General features: G+C 71.6%; 16 protein-coding genes. 14 read left to right on the forward strand and 2 right to left on the reverse strand.

Features of this window, described 5'->3' with window-relative positions; genetic code table 11:
• The first annotated feature begins 2 nt into the window (after positions 1-2).
• On the forward strand, positions 3-536 hold the full coding sequence (locus tag GA0115234_RS40685; RefSeq protein WP_093551877.1) for a diadenosine tetraphosphate hydrolase: 534 nt from the start codon (positions 3-5) through the stop codon (positions 534-536).
• Between the two features lie 17 nt (positions 537-553).
• Positions 554-1,753, forward strand: coding sequence for an MFS transporter (locus tag GA0115234_RS40690; RefSeq protein ID WP_093552031.1), 1,200 nt, complete (start codon positions 554-556; stop codon positions 1,751-1,753).
• Positions 1,754-1,831: 78 nt separating this feature from the next.
• On the opposite strand, the gene GA0115234_RS40695 is transcribed toward GA0115234_RS40690, so the two are convergent.
• Complete coding sequence (locus tag GA0115234_RS40695; RefSeq protein WP_093551879.1) at positions 1,832-2,689, reverse strand: MurR/RpiR family transcriptional regulator; 858 nt, start codon at positions 2,687-2,689, stop codon at positions 1,832-1,834.
• 59 nt (positions 2,690-2,748) lie between these two features.
• Here GA0115234_RS40695 and GA0115234_RS40700 point away from each other — a divergent pair, with 59 nt between their 5' ends.
• The gene (locus tag GA0115234_RS40700) at positions 2,749-3,615 is read left to right on the forward strand and encodes an EamA family transporter (RefSeq protein ID WP_093551881.1); all 867 of its coding nucleotides are present in this window, start codon (positions 2,749-2,751) and stop codon (positions 3,613-3,615) included.
• A 60-nt stretch (positions 3,616-3,675) separates the two neighbouring features.
• On the opposite strand, the gene GA0115234_RS40705 is transcribed toward GA0115234_RS40700, so the two are convergent.
• Positions 3,676-4,785 (reverse strand): LacI family DNA-binding transcriptional regulator, encoded by a 1,110-nt coding sequence (locus tag GA0115234_RS40705; protein WP_093551883.1) that lies wholly within the window; start codon positions 4,783-4,785, stop codon positions 3,676-3,678.
• Between the two features lie 225 nt (positions 4,786-5,010).
• Between GA0115234_RS40705 and GA0115234_RS40710 the strand changes: the two genes are divergently transcribed.
• The 11 genes from GA0115234_RS40710 to GA0115234_RS40760 are packed head-to-tail and all read left to right on the forward strand — an operon-like array spanning position 5,011 to position 18,985.
• Positions 5,011-6,279, forward strand: a complete 1,269-nt coding sequence (locus tag GA0115234_RS40710) for an ABC transporter substrate-binding protein (protein WP_093551885.1) — start codon at positions 5,011-5,013, stop codon at positions 6,277-6,279.
• A gap of 12 nt (positions 6,280-6,291) precedes the next feature.
• On the forward strand, positions 6,292-7,260 hold the full coding sequence (locus GA0115234_RS40715; protein ID WP_256088940.1) for a carbohydrate ABC transporter permease: 969 nt from the start codon (positions 6,292-6,294) through the stop codon (positions 7,258-7,260).
• Positions 7,247-8,170: a carbohydrate ABC transporter permease gene (locus GA0115234_RS40720; protein ID WP_256088941.1), complete on the forward strand. Its 924-nt coding sequence runs from the start codon at positions 7,247-7,249 to the stop codon at positions 8,168-8,170. The genes GA0115234_RS40715 and GA0115234_RS40720 overlap by 14 nt, the downstream gene beginning before the upstream one ends.
• Positions 8,171-8,214: 44 nt before the next feature.
• The gene (locus GA0115234_RS40725) at positions 8,215-8,979 is read left to right on the forward strand and encodes an SDR family NAD(P)-dependent oxidoreductase (RefSeq protein ID WP_093551887.1); all 765 of its coding nucleotides are present in this window, start codon (positions 8,215-8,217) and stop codon (positions 8,977-8,979) included.
• Positions 8,967-10,757: a heparinase II/III domain-containing protein gene (locus GA0115234_RS40730; protein ID WP_256088942.1), complete on the forward strand. Its 1,791-nt coding sequence runs from the start codon at positions 8,967-8,969 to the stop codon at positions 10,755-10,757. The genes GA0115234_RS40725 and GA0115234_RS40730 overlap by 13 nt, the downstream gene beginning before the upstream one ends.
• Before the next feature lie 3 nt (positions 10,758-10,760).
• Positions 10,761-12,746: a hypothetical protein gene (locus GA0115234_RS40735; RefSeq protein WP_093551889.1), complete on the forward strand. Its 1,986-nt coding sequence runs from the start codon at positions 10,761-10,763 to the stop codon at positions 12,744-12,746.
• A gap of 2 nt (positions 12,747-12,748) precedes the next feature.
• A complete protein-coding gene (locus GA0115234_RS40740; RefSeq protein ID WP_093551891.1) occupies positions 12,749-13,351 on the forward strand; it encodes a DUF624 domain-containing protein in 603 nt (200 codons plus the stop codon).
• Positions 13,348-14,427: a DUF1565 domain-containing protein gene (locus tag GA0115234_RS40745; RefSeq protein WP_093551893.1), complete on the forward strand. Its 1,080-nt coding sequence runs from the start codon at positions 13,348-13,350 to the stop codon at positions 14,425-14,427. The genes GA0115234_RS40740 and GA0115234_RS40745 overlap by 4 nt, the downstream gene beginning before the upstream one ends.
• 26 nt (positions 14,428-14,453) lie before the next feature.
• A complete protein-coding gene (locus tag GA0115234_RS40750; RefSeq protein ID WP_256088943.1) occupies positions 14,454-15,575 on the forward strand; it encodes an SGNH/GDSL hydrolase family protein in 1,122 nt (373 codons plus the stop codon).
• A 7-nt stretch (positions 15,576-15,582) separates the two neighbouring features.
• Positions 15,583-18,006 carry a polysaccharide lyase 8 family protein gene (locus tag GA0115234_RS40755; protein ID WP_093552039.1) on the forward strand — a complete coding sequence of 808 codons (2,424 nt, stop codon included), beginning with the start codon at positions 15,583-15,585 and terminating at the stop codon, positions 18,004-18,006.
• Positions 18,007-18,010: 4 nt separating this feature from the next.
• Positions 18,011-18,985: an acetylxylan esterase gene (locus tag GA0115234_RS40760; protein ID WP_093551897.1), complete on the forward strand. Its 975-nt coding sequence runs from the start codon at positions 18,011-18,013 to the stop codon at positions 18,983-18,985.
• Positions 18,986-18,989: the final 4 nt, after the last annotated feature.

The raw sequence follows: 18,989 nt of genomic DNA on the forward strand, positions 1-18,989 counted from the left end.
TGATGCTCTCCGACTGGAAGAACGATCGCATAGGCAGCGCCCTGCGGGGCGGGAACCCGACCGTCCTGCGGCGCCTGGAGGCGGGATTCGCGGTGATCGGGGACGTTCAGTTCCTGCCGGGGTACTCGGTGCTCCTGGTCGACGAACCACGGGTGCAGCGCCTGTCGGAGCTCCCGAGGGCGAAGCGGCTGGCCTTCCTGTCCGACATGGACCGGCTCGGCGAGGCCGTCGAACGGGCCTGCCGCCGTGCTGACCCCGCATTCCGCCGGGTGAATCTGGAGATCCTCGGCAACACCGACGGTTTTCTGTACGCACATGTGTGGCCCCGCTACGAGTGGGAGCCGGGCGATCTGGTGGGCATGCCCGTCTGGTTGTATCCCCGGGACCGGTGGAACGAGAGACGTTTCGCGCTCGGCCCTCGGCACGACGCGCTGCGGGCGGCGATCGGGGAGGAACTGGACCGGTTGTCCGAGGAGGACCGGCCGGTCGTCCTTGGCCCCGGGGCGCCGGGCGCGGCGGGCGCGGGAGCGGTGTGAAGACGGCTGCCGAACCGGTGTCAGCCCCTCCGACGCCCTTGCGGGTTCCCGCTTTCCGGCGGTTCGTTCTCGCCGATCTCATCTCCGCGACGGGCTCCGCGATGGCTCCCCTCGCGCTCGCCTACGCGGTGATCGGGCAGGGTGGCGGAGCGGGCGCGCTCGGTGTCGTGCTGGCCACCACCTCCGTTCCCACGATCGTTCTCACGCTGGCGGGCGGCGTTCTCGCGGACCGGTTCTCCCGCAGCCGGATCCTGTTTCTGGGCAACCTCCTGGCCGCACTCGCCCAGGGGGCACTCGCGGCGCTGGTGGCCGCGGACCGAGCGACGACCACCTCGATCGCCGTGTGCGGCTTCGTGTCGGGGGTGGCCGTGGCCTTCACCGGACCGGCCGCGACGGGCGTGGTGGGGCAGATCGTCGCGGCGGAACACCTGTTGCGGGCCAATGCGCTGGTCCGGCTTCCGGGCAATGCCGTCAAGGTGCTCGGCCCGGTGGCCGCGGGGCTGATCATCGCGGTCGGCGGCCCGGCCTGGGCCCTGTCCTGGGACGCGCTCAGCTTCCTGGCCGCAGCGCTCCTGCTGCTCGGTCTGCGGCTGGGCTCGCCGGTCACGACGAGCAGTGCCCTGGCCGATCTGCGGGCGGGCTGGGCCGGGTTCCGGTCGCGGACCTGGCTGTGGACGTACACCGCCTCGGGCACGGTGGTGGTCGCCGCGTGGCTGGCCGGGTTCCAGTTGCTCGGCCCCGTGGTCGCGGCCGAGCACTACGCGGGGGCGCGTTCCTGGGGGCTGGTCCAGGGCGCGTTCGCGTTCGGGCTGCTGGCGGGGACGGTGGTGTGCCTGCGCTGGAAGCCGTACCGGCTGCTGGCCGTCGCCGTCGTCACCGGTGCCGGACTCTGTCTGCCCCCGGCCGCGCTGGGCCTCGGGCTGGGCCTGCCCTGGGTGCTGCTCGCCGCCGCGCTCGCGGGCGTCGGGCTGGACATCGCCATCGTGGCGTGGAACACCGCGCTCCAACAGCACGTGCCGCAGCAGGAGGTGGGCCGGATGAGCTCGTTCAACGGTGTCGGGGAGCGGCTCGCCATCCCGCTGGGCTATCTGATCACCGCGCTCGCCGTGCACGCCTGGGCCGACCGGACCGTCCTGCTGGTCTGTGCCGGTGTCATCGGGTCGGCCACACTCCTCAACCTCTGCGTCAGGGACGTGTACCGCGTCAATCGCCTCTGAGCGCGGGCCGGAAGGCGCGCCCGGCGGGGGCCGCGGGTTCGCGGGCCCGTCCACGGTCGGCCGCGCCTTCCGGGCGGATCAGTAGGAGTGGTCGGCCGTGACGTCGGCCGAGAGGTGGAGTGTCCGTTCCGCCGTCGTCGTGCGCAGGGCCAGAAGGGTCTGGGCGAGTGCGTCGACGGTGACCAGGTGGGCGATGCGGCTGGCCGTGGTCTCCAGGCCGAAGACCATGTCCTGTCCCCCGGCGACGAGGGTGTGCGTACTGGTCTCGCTCAGTGGTGAACGGGCGTAGCTGGTCAGTCCGATGACCTCGGCTCCGGCCAGGCGGGCGCGGCGGGCGGTGTCGACGGTGCTGCGGGTCGCGCCGGTGTGGCTGATGGCCAGGCATACGGCGCCCGGCGGGAGTTGGGCGGCGGAGAGCTGGGCGGTGAGGGCGTCGGCGGGGGCGTCGACTACGCAGCCGAGGGCGCGCAGGCGGTAGGCGGCGTCGGCGGCCACGGCGGCGGAGAGGCCGGACGCGGCGACCACGACGCGGGGCGCCGCGTCCAGGGCGGCGGCGGCGGACCGGAGCCCGGCGGGGGTGAGAGTGGTGGCGAGGTCGTCGAGTGCCTCGCGGGAGGCGTGCAGCGTGTCGGCGAGCGCACGGGCCGCCGGGTCGTCGCCGGGGGCGGTGGCCGGTGCGCCGGGCCCCGGGCCCTGGCGTGCTGCCGCGATCTTCAGCTCCTGGTAGCCGCGGAATCCGAGGCGCTGACAGGCGCGGACGACCGAGGACGGAGCCGTACCGGCCAGGTTGGCGACATCGCTGACGCTGAGCCGGACGAGGTCGGGCCCCTGGTCGAGGATCACCTGTACGACGCGGGCCTCGGTCTCGCGCAGTTCCGGCAGCCTGGCTCTGATGTGGGCACCGAGCCGGTACCCGTCACTGGAATTCTGTTCCATGTGATTAGAGTAGCGCGGAAATCTGTTCCAGATACTCTGTCGCCGCAGGGAGTCCCGTCATGCCCTCGTTCCTTCCCCCGGGCTCAGCCGTGCCCGCGGCCGTGCTCTGCGCCGCCGTTCTCCATGCCCTGTGGAACGCGATGGCTCACCGCATCACCGACAAGCTCGTCGGTTTCACCCTCATCAACCTCGCGTACACCGGATGTGCGGCGGCCATGGTCTGCTTCGTTCCGCTGCCCGAGGCCGGGGCCTGGCCGTTCATCCTGGTCTCCGCCGCACTGGAAGTGCTCTCCCAGCTCTTTCTGCTGCGGGCCTACCAGCTGGGGGACTTCGGCCAGATGTACCCCATCGCCCGGGGCACCGCGCCGCTGCTCGTGGCCGTCGCCTCCGTGACGCTGCTCGGGCAGTCGCTCGCCGCCGCCGAGATGGCGGGCGTACTGGTGATCTCGGCCGGACTGGCCGGACTGGCCTTCGCGAACGGGCGGCCCGGTCGCGCACAGCTGCCCGCGCTCGCCGCGGCGGTGGCCACCGGGGTGGTCATCGCGGGCTACACCGTCGTCGACGGCACGGGGGTGCACCGGTCCCAGACCGTCATCGGCTACATCGCCTGGCTCTTCCTCTGCCAGGGCCCCGTCCTGCCGCTGCTGGCACTCGCCCGGCGCGGCCGTCCGCTGCTCGCACAGCTGAAACCGGCCTGCGGGATCGGCCTGACCGGCGGCGTCATCTCACTGACCGCCTACGGCCTGGTCATCTGGGCGCAGGCCCACGGCGACCTCGCGACCATCGCGGCGCTGCGCGAGACCAGCATCCTCATCGCGGCGCTGATCGCCACGCTCCTGTTCCGCGAACGGTTCGGCCGACTGCGCCTCACCGCCGGCGCGGCCGTCCTCGCCGGGATCGTCGTACTCGAACTCGCCCACCCCTGAACCTTCGGCCGGGGCGCGGCGCCCGGGGACGCGAGTCCGGCCCGATCCAAAAGAAAGGCCCTACCCCGCCCGGTTCCCCACCGGCCGCCCGGCCCCGTCCTGGACCGGCACCGCCCCGGTCGCGCCGGCCGGTGCCGGGGCCGTCGACTCCCGTACGACCAGCCTCGGCCGGATGAGCAGCGACCGTCCCGCCGAGGGGGCCGAGTCGATCCGCGCCCGGAGCTGCTGGAATGTCTCCGCGGCCATCTCCGGCAGCGGCTGGCGGACCGTGGTGAGCGGCGGCTCGAAGAGATCGGCGAGGAGGATGTCGTCGAAGCCGACCACCGAGACGTCCTGTCCGGCGCTGTGCCCGGCATCCTTGGCGCCCCGGCAGATCCCGATCGCGCACATGTCGTTGATGGCGACGAACGCGGTGGGCGGGCGCGGTCCGCCGAGGAGCTCCCGGGCGGCGTTGCGCCCCAGCTCGGCGGCGTCCTTGTCCCCGAACTCGGTGGCGTCGGCGCCGGGCCAGACGATCGCGTCGGCCGGGTCGAGCCCCGCCGACTCCAGGGCGGCCCGGAAGCCGCGCAGTCGCTCACGGCGGTTGACGCTGTTGACCGAACCGGAGACGAACGCCAGCCGGCGGTGGCCCAGTTCGATCAGATGGCGGGTGGCAAGCTCGGCGCCCATCGCGTTGTCGACACTGATGGAGGCCAGTGACGGCGGGTCGCCCGCCTGGGCGGTGCGGTCGAAGGCGACCATCTTCAGCCCACGGCTCAGCAGCGGTGTCACATGGTCGAGCGAGGGCAGCGAGGAGCACAGCACCACACCACTCACCCCGTCCGCGAGCAGCTCCTCGCCGTACTTGAGCTCGCGGGCCGGGTCGCGCTCGCTGTTGCAGAGCAGTACGTGGTACCCCTCGGCGAGCGCGATGGCCTCCAGCTCACGGGCGAGCGCCCCCCAGAAGGGGTTGGCGACCGACGGCACGATCAGGCCGATGACCTTGATGCGGCCTGTGCGCAGCATCCTGGCGGCGCGGTTGGGCCGGTAGCTGAGCTGCTCGATCACCTGCTCCACGCGGGCCAGCGTGGCCGCCTGCATACGGTCCGTCCGTCCGTTGAGGACGTTGGAGACCGTGCTCGCGGAGACCCCCGCGGCCTCCGCGACCTGATGGATCGTTACCCCGCTCATGCCACCTCCGGTTCGGAACCTGTCTGACCCTACCAGTGTATCGATTTACTGAACTTCGTTTACCGGTACACCCGTTAACACCCTCGAAAATTCATGTGCATCAGCTGTTGACGTCGCTCTCGGGGCGTTCCTAGCATCAGTGCATCGATTTACCAGCACTTCCCAGCCATGGCCGGGACCCCTCGCTGGATCGATCCACAGCCTCCACCTCAAAAGGGGTGTCCCATGCAACTCAACCGACGGTCGCTGCTTGCCGCCATCGGCGCCGGAACCGCTGCCGCCGCGCTCGGCGGATGCGGTACCGGTACGTCGACGGCCGGCTCCGCCGAAGGCCCCGCCGAGGGTGAGATCACCCTGCTCACCCCGATCTACGAGGGCGCCGACGGCAAGACGCTGTTGGAGAAGGAGATACTCGGCGGCTTCCGGAAGAAGTACCCGGACGTCAAGGTGAACGTGGACTACACCACGTACGCCCAGCTCAACGAGAAGATCACCACCGGTCTCGCGGGCGGTCTGCTGCCCGATGTGCTGATGATGGGCGTCGGCTGGATCCCGCCGTTCGCGGCCAAGAAGGCGATCGCCGCGCTGCCGGAGAAGTTCGCCTCCGCGCACGACTACGAGAAGCGGGTCCTGGAGCCGTCCCGGTACGACGGCAAGCTGTACGCGCTGCCGGTCGTCCTCGACACCCGCATCGTCGTGTACCGCAAGGACCACTTCGCCGAGGCGGGTATCAAGAAGACCCCGGCGAACTGGGCCGAGCTGCGCGCCGTGGCCAAGCAGCTCACCAAGAACGGCCGGACCGGCTTCGACCCCTTCTCCATCGAACTGCGCCAGTGCTGGGAGACCTTCCTCTTCGCCAACGGCGGTCAGTTGTTCAGCGCCGACGGCAAGAAGGTGCTGTTCACCGACGCCCGCGGGGTCGAGGCGCTGCAGTTCTTCAAGGACCTCATCGCGGACGGCTCCGCCGTCTACGCCAAGAAGACGGATCTCGGGGCCCCGACCAACGTACAGACCGGCAAGTCGTCGATGATGATGACGTCCAGTGCGCTGTGGACGCAGGTCGGCCAGCAGACACCCGATCTGCTCAAGGACGACAAGCTCGGCGCGTTCGTCCTCGCCAACCGCAGGCCCGCGATGCTCCAGGGCGGCACGCTCGTCACCCAGTCCGCGAGCTCCAAGCATCCCGCCGCGGCCCGTGCGCTCGTCGAGTACCTCGCGACGCCCGAGTCGATCCTCGGCGCGGCCAGGCAGCGAGGATCGGTTCCCGGCCTGAAGGACCTCAGCGACTCCAGCTATGTGAAGGAGAACAAGTTCGTCGGTCTCTCCCTGCGGAGCATGGGAGACGCCTGCTCCGAGGGCGGCACCGCCGCCTGGATGGAGATCCGCGAGAAGATCAAGCCCACGCTGGAGCCCGCGATCGTGGGCAACCAGTCGGCGAAGGACGCCATCGCGGAACTCGGCCGGCTCGCCGAGGCCGCGATCGGCCGGATGTAAGGACCCGTCACTGTGGGAGCGACATCCGTATTGAAGGCGCGCCCCGCGCCGCCCTCCTCCCCGGCCGGGAATCCGGTCGCGAAGAAGCGCGCCGGCCGGGTCCCGACGGGACCGGGGCGCCGCAGGCAACGCGCCGGCATGGTGATGGTGGCGCCCGCGCTGCTCCATGCCTCGCTCTGGATCGGCCTGCCGGTCGTCGCGTCGGTGGTCCTGGCCTTCACGAAGTACGACGTGCTGACGGCGCCGCAGTTCGTGGGCCTGGACAACTTCCGCGACATGATGGACGACGCGGTCTTCCGCAAGTCCATCGTCAACACCGTCGTCTACACCTTCTTCACCGTGCCGTTCGGCATGATGCTGGGGCTGCTCGTCGCCCTGGCGCTGCACACCGGTCTCAAGGCCCGGGGCATCTTCCGTACCGCGGTCTTCCTGCCGCAGGTGACGGCGACCGTCGCCATCGCGCTGGTCTGGCTGTGGATCTACAACCCGGGCAACGGCCTGCTGAACACGCTCCTGTCGTTCCTCGGGATCGACGGCCCGGCCTGGCTCTCGTCGACCTCCTGGGCGATGCCCTCGGTGATCCTGGTCGGCATCTGGCAGGGCATCGGCATGAAGATGCTCATCTACCTGGCCGCACTGCAGAACCTGCCGAAGGAGCTGTACGAGGCGGCCTCGGTGGACGGCGCCTCCAAGGTGCGGCAGTTCTTCTCGATCACGCTGCCGCTGCTGAAGCCCGCGACGTTCTTCGTCCTCATCACGTCGATGATCAGCGCGTTCCAGTCCTTCGACCAGATCTACATCCTGACCGACGGCGGTCCCGCCAACAGCACCACGATGATGACGTACGAGATCTACAAGTCCGCCTTCCGGGAGTTCCGCGTCGGCTACGCCTGTGCCCAGTCACTGGTGCTGTTCGTGCTGCTGATGGGCTTCACCCTGGTCAACCGGCGGATCATGGGAGGCACCCGTGGCCACAACTGAGCTGCACGCCCCGGGGGCCGCGAGGAAGTCCCGGCCGGGGAAGAACGGCAAGCCGGTGACCGTCGGCCGGATCGCGCTCTACGCGACCCTCACCGTCGTCTCACTGCTGATGGTGGTGCCGTTCGTCTGGATGGTGCTCACCTCGCTCAAGACCCCGGTGGAGATCGCCTCCCAGGACGCCGGACTGCTTCCGGAACACTGGGAGTTCGGGAACTATCTCGACGCGCTGAAGGCGGCGCCGTTCGCGACGTACGCGCGCAACAGCTTCATCATCGCGTTCAGTCACACCCTCATCAACGTGGTCGTGGCGTCGATGGCCGGGTACGCGCTGGCGCGGATCAGGTTCCGGGGCAGCGAGGTCATCTTCTACCTCTTCATCGCCGCGCTGATGATCCCCACGTACACCAAGGTGCTGCCGGAGTTCCTGATCGTCCGCTTCATGCCGCTGGCCGGTGGCAACGACCTCTTCGGCCAGGGCGGCAGCGGCTGGCTGGACTCCTGGTGGGCGCTGATCGTTCCCGGCGCCGTCACCCCCTTCGCGGTCTTCCTCTTCCGGCAGTTCTATCTGGATCTTCCGGTGGAGCTGGAGGAGGCGGCCAGGCTCGACGGGCTGGGCGAGTTCCGGATCTACGCCCGGATCATGACGCCGCAGGTCAAGCCCGCGCTCACCACCGTGGCGCTGCTGACCTTCGAGTCGTCGTGGAACAACTTCCTCTGGCCGCTGCTGGTGACCCGCTCGGACAGTCTGCGGGTGATCCAGGTGGGGCTCTCCGTCTTCAAGACGGAGAACGGCCCCCAGTGGCACTTCCTCATGGCCGGCACCACTCTGGCCACCCTGCCCATGGTCATTCTCTTCCTCATCGGCCAGCGCTACTTCGTACAGGGCTTCGCGACCGCCGGTCTCAAGTGACCGGTCCCGGCCCGAACGACCCTTTCCCGAAAGGTACTTATTCCATGTCTGCTGATCTCAACGGTTCCCGCGCACTGGTGACAGGGGCGGGCCACGGCATCGGCCGCGCCATCGCCGTCGCGCTCGCCGAGGCCGGTGCCGATGTCGCCGTCCACTACCACTCCTCCGCGGACGAGGCCGCCGAGACGGTCTCCGCGATCGAGGCGCTGGGCCGCCGGGCGAAGGCGTTCCGGGCCGACGTCACGGTGACCGCCGATGTGGACCGGCTCGTCGACGAGGCCACCGGCTTCCTCGGCGGACTGGACGTCCTGGTCTGCAACGCGGGGCACCTGATCGGCCGGGCCACCATCGCCGAGATGTCCGACGACCACTTCGACCGTGTCCTGTCCACCAATCTGACCTCCACGTTCCGCACCGTGCGTGCCGCCCTGCCGCATCTCAAGGAGTCCCCGGCCGGCCGCGTCATCACGATGTCCTCGCTGGCCGCGCACAACGGCGGGGGCCCCGGCTCGGTCGCCTACGCGGCGGCGAAGGCCGGTGTGCGCGGCTTCACCAAGGGCCTGGCCAAGGAACTCGGCGGCACCGGCATCACCGTCAACACCGTCGCGCCCGGCTTCATCAAGGGCACCGCCTTCCACGACACGTTCACCGCGCCCGAGGCGCAGCAGGCGATGGAGGCGGGCATCCCGGTCGGCCGGGCCGGCACCCCCGAGGACGTCGCCGCCGCGGTCGTCCACCTGGCGTCGCCGTCGTCCGGCTTCCTCACCGCCACCACGGTGGACATCGACGGTGGCGTGTGGCCGCGTTGAGGCGGATCGCCCGGGAGCGGGGCGGCTGGTGGCACGCGTACGTCTGCCCGGCGCACGGCGTGGAGCTCGACCACGGCGATCTGCTCGCCGGGTTGTTCCCCGAGGGCGGTGCGCGCTGTGCGTACGGCTGCCGGGTGGACGACGAGGCGGTGCGCGGCGCCTGGCTGGTGCTCTCCCACCAGGCGTGGGCGCGGCACCTGAGGGTGCTCGCCCATCGCGAGGAGCGCGCGGAGTCGGTGGCCCGGCTGGTGGAGTACGCGGGGCTGTACGCGGAGCTGGCCACCGAGCGGCACGGCGAGGCCCAGACCTGGATGCTGCGCGGCCGGCTCTTCCACCAAGCGCTCACCGATGCCATCTGGGCGGTGAACATCGGGCACGCCGTGATCACACTCGCCGAGGACTCCACCGAGGACCTGGCCCCGGTGCTGCCGCTGCTGGACGCGCTGGAGCGGGCGGCTCTCGACGCCCGGGACGTGCTCACCGGTCAGGGCCTGCTCGCCTCCAACTACACCGCGTGGCTCAACGCGGCCGGTGCGGCGGCGAGCCGGGGTGCCGCGGCGGCCCGCGGCGAGGAGTGGGGCGGCGCCGGGGAGTGGCTGGAGGGCGAGCACGGGCTGTACGCGCATCTGCGGGTCGCGGTCGCCGACGACGGCTGGGAGTGGGAGGGCAGCACCTATTACCACGGGTTCGTGCTGCGGGCCGCGCTGCTGGCGCTGCGGGGCACCGACCCCGCGTCCCTGCCCTCGGACGTGGTGGATGTGCTGGCCGGGATGACGGATGCGCTGGCGGCGATCGCCACGCCGGGCGGCATCCTGCCGGCGCTGCACGACGGCCCGTATCTGCGCGGCCCGCTCGCTCTGGAGTGGCTGGAACTCGTGGCCTTGACCAAGCAGTTGGTGCCATCAGCGGCTCTGGAGGCGGTGGCCGGGCGGGCCCGGTCCGAGCTCGGCTCCGAGGACGACGGGCTCGACCGGGAGCTGGGCGGCTGGTTCGCCGGTCCGCCACTGGCCGAGCGCCCGGCGCCCGGTCCGGTGACGGTGTTCCCGACCGCCGGGTACGCGGTGCTGCGCCACGCGGGCATCCACGCGCTGCTGGACTTCGGCCCGCACGGCGGCTCGCACGGCCACCGGGACAAGCTGTCGCTGTATCTGTACGGCGACACCACCCCGTGGCAGCCCGATCCGGGTCAAGTGCCCTACGCGCACGCCGAGTTCCGTGATCTGTACGCGTCGACGGAGGCCCATCCGGCGTTCCGGGTGGACGGTGCCGAGCAGGCCGAGTGCACCGGGCGGCTCCTCGGCTCGGACGGTTCGTCCGTCACCGCCGAGGTGACGACCGCGTACGAGGGGGTGCGCGCGGTGCGGCGGGTGGTGCTCGGTGACAGCTATCTGGTCGATCTGCTGACGGTGCGCGCCGAGGGAGAGCGGGGCCTGACCGCGCAGCTGCGTCCCGGTGTCGCGCTGGACATCCAGCTCCAGCCCTCGGGCGAGGTCCACACCACCTGGTACGGCGACGAGATCCTGCACGGCCGGCACACCCACACCCCTGGCGCGGCCGTGCGTCCGGTCTCCCGGCCGGGCCCGGGTCCGGCCGACGACCCACAACGGGTGCGCACCCGGGTCGACTTCACCACCCGGTCGGACCGCGTCGTCTTCGCCTCGGTGTACCAGGCGGCGTCGGCCGGGCCCGCCGTGACCGGTGTACGGCTGGACGGTGACGGGGTGCTGACGGTCGCGCTGACCGACGGCAGCACCGCACGGTTCCGGACGGAGGACTGACCCTTGTTGCTCTCGGCGACCCCGCCGCCCGGCCCACGCCCCGCACAGCAGGCGCGGCTGTACGAGGAGGCCGCCCGCCACCGCGGGCTGACCCCACCGCGTACCCACCCCCTGGCCAGCATCACCTGGCTCGGACCCGCCGCCTCCAACCCGGCGCTGGCCTACCGGGTGAGCGGCGATCCGGCCCATCTGGCGGAGAGCCGGCGCTGGATCGAGGCCGCGGTGCGGCTGCCGCACTGGGGCAGGGCCCATATGCCGGACCACGACCTGGACGCGGGCTGGCTGCTGCACCATCTGTCGCTCGCCTACCGGTGGATCGGCGGCGAACTCCCGGACGGGGTGCGGGCACTGCTGCGGTACAAGCTGCTGCTCCAGGGGCGGCGGATGTACGAGTTCGCGGTGGCGAGCGAGGGCCGCTGGTGGTCCTCCTCGTACTGGCAGAACCACAACTGGATCTGCTACGCGGGTCTGGCGACGGCCGGTTATGTGCTGGGCAAGGAGGCGTGGACCGAGCGTGCCAAGGACAACCTCGGCACGGTCCTCGACCTGATGCCGGACGACGGCTCGCACGCCGAGGGCGTCGTCTACTGGCGCTACGGCGTGCCCTTCCTCGCCATCCATCTGGATCTCCTCCAGGAGGCGGAGGGCATCGACTGGTGGGGGCGGGGCGGATTCCTGCGGAACACCTTCCGCTACCGGCTCCACCAGGTGACCCCCGGCTTCGCGTTCAACGTCGACCACGGCGACTGCCACGACCGGCGCAGCGGACACAGCGCCGGCCTGTACTTCCGTCTCGCGGCGCAGTACGGGATTCCCGAGGCGCAGTGGCTGGGCCGTCTCGCCTCGGGTGAGCTGCTGTGGCAGGAGGCGGCGGAGAGCGGGGTGCGGCCGGGGATCCTGCCGGAGGCCTCTCTCGAGTACCTCTGGTACGACCCGTCCGTGGCCGCAGCCCGGCCCACCGAGACACGGGCGTTCTTCCCGGATCTCGGTCTGCTCGCGGCCCGCACCGGATGGGACGACGACGCCACGCTCGTCTCCTTCAAGTCGAGCCCCGGAGGCGGCCACAAGGCGTGGGAGACCTCCGCGAAGCACCGGGCGGAGCAGGGCTGGGAGACCCTGAACCAGGGGCACCACCACCCCGATTCGGGCTCGTTCGTGCTGGTCTCGCAGGGTGCCTTCCTCGCGGTCGACGAGGGGTACAGCAACCGCAAGCGGGCCGCGCACCACAATCTGCTGCTGGTGGACGGGCAGGGGTACGCGGACGAGGACCGGTACCACGTGTACCAGGACATCCCGTACGAGCGGCAGGCCCGGCAGCGCGATGTGCTCGCCGGTCCCGACTGCGGCTGGGCGCACGCCACGGCGGAGATCGCCGCGATGTACGACCCGGCGCTCGGGGTGCGGCGGCTGGACCGGACGCTGGTGTTCACCCCGGCCGGGCGGCTCGTCCTGCTGGACCTCGCCGAGGCGGACGCCGAGCGGGAGTGGACGTTCCTGCTCCAGACCGACCGGCCCACCGAGCCCCGGCCGGACGGCGGCCGCCTGATCCGGTCCGGGGCGGCCTCCGCCCTGGTCCGGCGGTTCGCGCCGCTCGACGCAGCGGTCGTCTCCGCGGCCACCGAGGTCGAGGCCAATCCGACGTCGAGCACGCCGGGGCTGCGTCTCACCCGGACGCTGCACACCCTGAGTTCGACGACCGCCCGCTCGGCACAGGCCCTCTTCCTCACCGTGATCGTCCCGGGCGCGGCACCGGCCGCCGCCGAGCGGGTCGGCTGCGAGGAGGGCCAGGGCGTCACCTTCGGCGAGGAGACCGTGCTCCTCTCCCCCGTCGCCCGTCGGATCCGTACCGGCGCGGTGTCGGCGGACGCGGCGGCGGTGCTGCTCGGTGCCGGGGGCTCGGCCCCGTACGTGGTGGCGGCCACCCGGCTGGAGCTGGACGGCCGCGTGCTGCTCGATGTCCCGGAGCCGTACACAGGAAAGGTCGGCTGATCATGCAGGCAACCCTCTCGTCCGGCTGGCCGACGCTGCTGCGGCGGCTGGAGTTCGTGGCCTACCCGGCGGCCGCCGGGGCCGCCTTCACCGTGCTGTCGCTCGGTGTCGTGACCTGGCTCCCCGCGCTCGCCGCGATGGGGCACGCCCTCCAGCGGTGGCGGGCGGAGGGTGACAGCCGCTGCTTCATGAACACGTTCACCGCCTTCCCGCGGTACTGGCGGGCGTTGTGGCGCCACTGTCTGGCGTCCACCGCGGCGGGGATCGTCCTGGCTGCCGACCTCGTCCATCTGCTGGGCCGTCCGGAGCCGTGGACGTTCATGCTGCTCGCCGCGCAGGTGGGCATCGCGGCCGCGCTCGTCATCCACCATGTGGCGCTCGCGGCCGAGGCGGGCCGGTCCCCGCACGGAACGGTCCGCACCTGGTCGCGCGGTGCGCTGGCCCTCGGCTTCGGGTCGGCGGCCCGTGGCACCGCACTGCTCGGCGCGGTGATCTCCGCCGCGCTGTTCTCGCTCGTCGTACCGCTGGGTCCCCTGCTCCTCGGCCCCAGCATCCCCGTACTGCTCGCCCTGTCCTTCGCAGACCCCAGGAGGCACACCCCATGAGCCGTGTACTGCGCACCACTCTCGTCGCCGCGCTCGCCGCCGGCGCCCCGCTCGCCTTCCCCCCGCCGTCCGTGGCGGCCGAGACCGCCACCGCGTACTACGTGTCGCCGTCCGGCAGCGACTCCAACGCCGGTACGTCGGCGGGCGCCCCGTTCGCCACGATCCAGAAGGCGGTGGATCTCGCGCCGACGGGTTCGGTGGTGAACCTGGCCGCCGGTACGTACAAGCAGGACGTCGTGACCAGGCGCGCCGGCGTCACCCTCACCGGCCCGGCGGACGCCGTGGTGAAGGGGGCGGGCGATGCCCGGATCATCCAGGTGCAGCACGATTCCACGACGCTCAGCGGCTTCACCGTGGACGGGCTGCACGGGTCGTCCACCGACGTGTCGGGGTACCGCCTCAAGCTCATCTATGTCATGAGCACGACCCCTGGCAACGGTGTGGGCGGCCTGCGCATCACCGGGATGACGCTCAAGAACGCTGCCGACGAATGCCTGCGGGTGCGCTATCTGGTGACCGGAGCCGACATCTCCGACAACACGATCACCAACTGCGGGGTCAACGACTTCAAGTTCGGCGGCGGCGGGAAGAACGGCGAGGGCATCTACCTCGGCACCGCCCCCGAGCAGCAGGGCGCGAACGGTGCCCCGGACGCGGCCCCCGACATCAGCAGGAACAACCGCATCCATCACAACACCATCGCCACCCAGGGCAACGAGTGCGTCGATGTGAAGGAGAACTCGACCAACAACTACGTCGAGTACAACGACTGCAGCGGCCAGAAGGACTCCAGCTCCGGCGGCCTGGACGCACGCGGCAGCGGCAACATCTTCCGCTACAACACCATCCACGACAACGTCGGTTCGGGCATCCGGCTCGGCGGCGACACCGCGACCGACGGCATCGACACCAGCGTCTACGGCAACACCATCACCGGCAACGCGGGCGGCGGCATCAAGTTCATGCGCACCCCGCAGGGCCCGGTGTGCACCAACACCATGAGCGGCAACACCGGCGGCGACGCGGTCGGCACCTACGGCAGCGCCTACGACCCGACGGGTGCGTGCCCCCAGTGAACGGGCGGGGACCGGCGAGACGCGGGGTGCTGACGGCGGCGGCCGGTCTGGCGGCGGTCGCGGCCACGGCGCCGGGGGCGCAGGCGGCCGGGCCGTCGGGGAGCGGCGCGGGCCCCTCGCGCTGGACGACATCGTGGGCGACCGCGCAGACGGAGCCGACCGACGCGGACACGGTGGCGAGCGCCGGTCTGACCGACGGGCTGTGCACCACGAACGTGCGGCTGTCGGCGGGCGGTGCGGTCCGGCTGCGCTACGGGCATGCCTTCGGCACCGTCCCGGTCCTCGTCGGCCCGGTGACGGCGGGCGGCCTGCCGGTGACGTTCGGCGGGCGGCGGCAGGCGTGGATCGCCGCGGGCGCCTCGCTGACCAGTGACCCGGTCGCCGGACTGCGCACCGCCGAGGGGGCGCTGCTGACGGTGGAGACCCGCTTCCCCGGCCCCACCGGCCCGCTGTCCTTCCACCGCAACACCCATGCCTCCCACTCCGTCGACGGTGAGCGCACCACCTCCGTGTTCCTGCTGACGGGCGTCGAGGTGACGGGCGCGCACGGGCCGGCGGTCGCGGTGCTCGGCGACTCCATCGCGGAGGGCGTCGGCACCCCCGACGACGCCGATCTGCGCTGGCCCGACCAGCTGGCCAGACGGCTGCCCGGATCGGCCGTCGCCAATCTGGGCATCAGCGGCAACCGGCTGCTGCTGGACGACGCCCGGTTCGGGCCGGGCGGACAGGCGCGCTTCGACCGCGATGTGCTGTCGCTGCCCGGACTGCGCACCGTACTCGTCCATCTCGGCGTCAACGATCTCCAGCAGCCGCCGAGCCAGACCGATCCGGCGCCCGTCCTGGCCGGGTACCGGCAACTGGTGCTGCGCGCCCGCAACTCCGGACTGCGGGCGGTCGGCGCGACCATCGCCCCGTTCGGCGGCTGGACCCGCTGGACACCCGAGCTCGAAGCGGCGCGGCAGCGGATCAACGCGGCGGTGCGCACCGGCCGGGTCTTCGACGCCGTCGTCGACTTCGACACGGCCCTGCGCGACCCGGCACACCCGTCGCGGATGCTGCCCGCGTACGACAGCGGCGACGGGCTCCACCCCAACCCTTCCGGTCATGCCGCGCTGGCAGCGGCCGTCGACCGCCGACACCTCCTGTGAGGGCCGTATGACGAACCCAGGCACCACTCCGGGCGCCACCCGGCGCACCGTTCTCGCGGGGGCGGCGGCCCTCGGCGCCGCCGCCGCGCTGCCGCTCGCCTCCGCGGGCACCGCGCGAGCGGCGGCCGGGCCCGCCGTCGTCGACGACGCCACCGCCCTGCGCACCCGCTGGCTCACCCTGCTCACCGGCGGCCCCGGCCTCGACCCGACGGACCCTCAGATCGCGGCGGCGGTGGCCAGGATCGGCAAGGCCGCGACCACCTCGGTCAAGGGCCTCGACCCGGCCAGGACCGATGGACTGTTCCCCGATCTGACCAGTACCACGCTCTCCAACCACGTGACGACGTCGTTCAAGCGGCTCGCCACGGTCGCCACCGCGTGGGCCGTCCCCGGAACCCCGCAGTACGGCGACACCGTGCTGCGCGATCTGCTGCTGGCCAGTCTCGACTGGATGCTGACCAACCGCTACGGTCCCGGCCACACCCGGTTCGACAACGACTGGGACTGGGAGATCGGCTCCGCGCTCGCCCTCAACGACGCGGCGGTGCTGCTGTACGACGTGCTCGGGACGGAGCGGCTCGGCCGGATCACCGGGGCCGTGCGGCACTACACGCCCGACCCGAACCTCTGGCGGGCGGACCGGCAGATCGCGACCGGGGCCAACCGGGTGTGGGTCTCCACCGTGGTCGCCGTCAACGCGGTGCTCAGCGGCGCGGGCGACGACCTGGCCCGGGTCCGTGACGCTCTCTCGGACGTCGAGGGTTCGGGTGCCAACAGCGTCCTCGCCTTCAACGACGCGAGCGCCGCGGCGGAGGGCACCGGCGAGGGCTTCTACTCCGACGGTTCGTTCCTCCAGCACTACAAGCATCCGTACAACGGCGGATACGGCAAGGAACTGCTGAACAACCTCTCCCGGCTGCTGAACCTCCTCGCCGGGACCGCGTGGGCGGTCACCGATCCCGACCTCGACAACATCCGCCGCTGGGTCGACGACGGCTTCGACCCGCTGCTGGTGCGCGGCGACGTGATGGCGTCGGTGTGCGGGCGGGAGATCGCCCGTCCCAGCAAGCAGGGCCATGTGTCGGCGCAGACGGTCATCGAGGCGGTGGTACGGCTGATCCCGGGTTTCCCCGGCGAGACGGCCGACCGGTTCACCGCCCTGGTCAAGCAGTGGATCGCCGAGGACACCTACCGGGACTTCCTGGCCGCCACCGACCTCGCCTCGCTCGTCGCCGCCCGCCAGGTCATCGCCTCCCCGGTGCCGGCCCGGGGGCCGCTGGTCGCGCACAAGCAGCATCCGCGCATGGACAAGGCGGCCCACCGCCGGCCGTCCTTCTCGCTCGGCATCTCCGCGTACTCGTCCCGGATCTACAACTACGAGTCGATCCAGAACGAGAACCTGCACGCCTGGCACCTCTCCGACGGCATGGTTCTGCTCTACACCGACGACCTCGGGCACTACAGCGAGGACTACTGGCCGACCGTCGACCCGGCCCGGCTGCCCGGCACCACGGTCGTCGCGGGACGTCCGGCGGACGCGGCGGGCCAGCGGACCACCAGCACGTCCGACTGGGCGGGCGGCACCGCGCTGCCGGGCACCACGCTCGGCGCGTACGGCATGGAACTGCGCGCGTACGGCAGTTCGCTGCACGGGCTGAAGAGCTGGTTCTGTCTGGACGACGTGATCGCCTGCGTCGGCTCGGGCATCGACTCCGACGCGGGCACGGCCGAGACGGTGGTGGAGAACCGCAAGCTGCGCGACCCGGCGGCGGCCCTGCTCGTCAACGGCGCGGCGGCGCCCACGGACGACGGCTGGTCGGCGCGGCTCGACCAGGTCCGGTGGCTCCATCTGGCCGGAACCGGCGGCTATGTCTTCCCCGAGCCCGTCACGCTGAACGGTCTGCGTGAGGAGCGCACCGCGACCTGGCGCGAGATCAACCTCAAGTACGGCACGGACACCTCGGTCACCCGGCCGTATCTGACGCTCTGGCAGGACCACGGCACCGCACCGAGCGGAGCGGGCTACTACTGGCTCCAGGCCCCGGCGGCCTCGCCCGAGCGGACCGCGCAGTGGTCGTCCGCGCCGCCGGTGAAGCCGATCGCCCGCTCCACCGCCGTGCACGCGGTACGCCGCTGCGCGGACGGACTGCTCGCCGCGAACTTCTGGACCGCCGGCACCGCGCAGGAGCTGACCTCGGACGGCCCGGCCTCGGTGCTGGTGCGGCCGGACGGGAAGACGGTGAAGGTGTCGCTCTCCGACCCGACACAGCTGCGGTCCTCGGTCGTGCTGGACCTGGCGCAGCGCGGACTGAGCGTCGTCTCCGCCGATCCGGGCGTCAGCGCCGCGCCCACCGGCGACGGCATCCGGATCACCGCCGACACCACCGGCCGCCACGGCGCGACCCTCAACCTCACCCTGAAGTGGAGCTAGACCCTTGCTGTTCGACATGCCACTGGACCGGCTGCGCGACTACCGGCCGGAGCCGGAGGAACCGGCCGATTTCGATGCCTTCTGGGAGAAGACGCTCACCGAGACGGCCCGTCACGATCTGGACGCCTCGTCCGTCCCGTACGACGCCGGATTCGCGACGGTCGACGTGTTCGACGTGACGTTCCGGGGCTGGGGCGGACAGCCGGTGAAGGCCTGGCTGCTGCTGCCGAGGACGCGTTCCGGCCCGCTCCCGGCCGTGGTGCAGTACATCGGCTACAACGGCGGCCGGGGGATTCCGTACTCCTGGCTGACCTGGAGCGCGCTCGGGTACGCGCATCTGGTGATGGACAACCGGGGCCAGGGCGGGGGCGGCAAGAACACCGCGGACACCCCGGACATCGGCCCGGACGGGCACGGCTCCTCCTCCCCCGGCTTCCTGACCCGCGGCATCGAGGACCCGTACCGCCACTACTACCGGCGGCTGATCACGGACGCGGTACGGGCGGTGGACGCGGCGAAGGCCCATGAGGCGGTGGACGCCTCACGGGTGGCGGTGCTGGGCGGCAGTCAGGGCGGCGGGCTCGCGCTGGCCGTCGCCGGGCTGCGGGACGACCTCGTGGCGGCCGTCGCCGATGTGCCGTTCCTCTGCCACTACCGGCGTGCCTCGCAGATCACGGACGCCGGACCGTACGCGGAGATCGCCCGCTGGCTGTCCGGGCACCGCTTCCGGATCGACGAGGCGATGGAGACCCTGTCCTACTTCGACGGAGTCAACTTCGCGGCACGGGCGACCGCCCCGGCGTGGTTCTCGGTCGGCCTGATGGACAAGATCTGCCCGTCGTCCACGGTGTTCGCCGCCTACCACCGCTATGCGGGCCCGGCGAAGATCGAGGTGTTCCCGTACAACGGGCACGAGGGCGGCGCCGAGTACGACCTCCCGCGCAAGCTCGGCGCGCTGCGGGGCGTGTTCGGCCGGTAGCGGG

It is taken from the genome of Streptomyces sp. DvalAA-43 (assembly GCF_900091725.1).
Classification (GTDB): domain Bacteria; phylum Actinomycetota; class Actinomycetes; order Streptomycetales; family Streptomycetaceae; genus Streptomyces; species Streptomyces pulveraceus.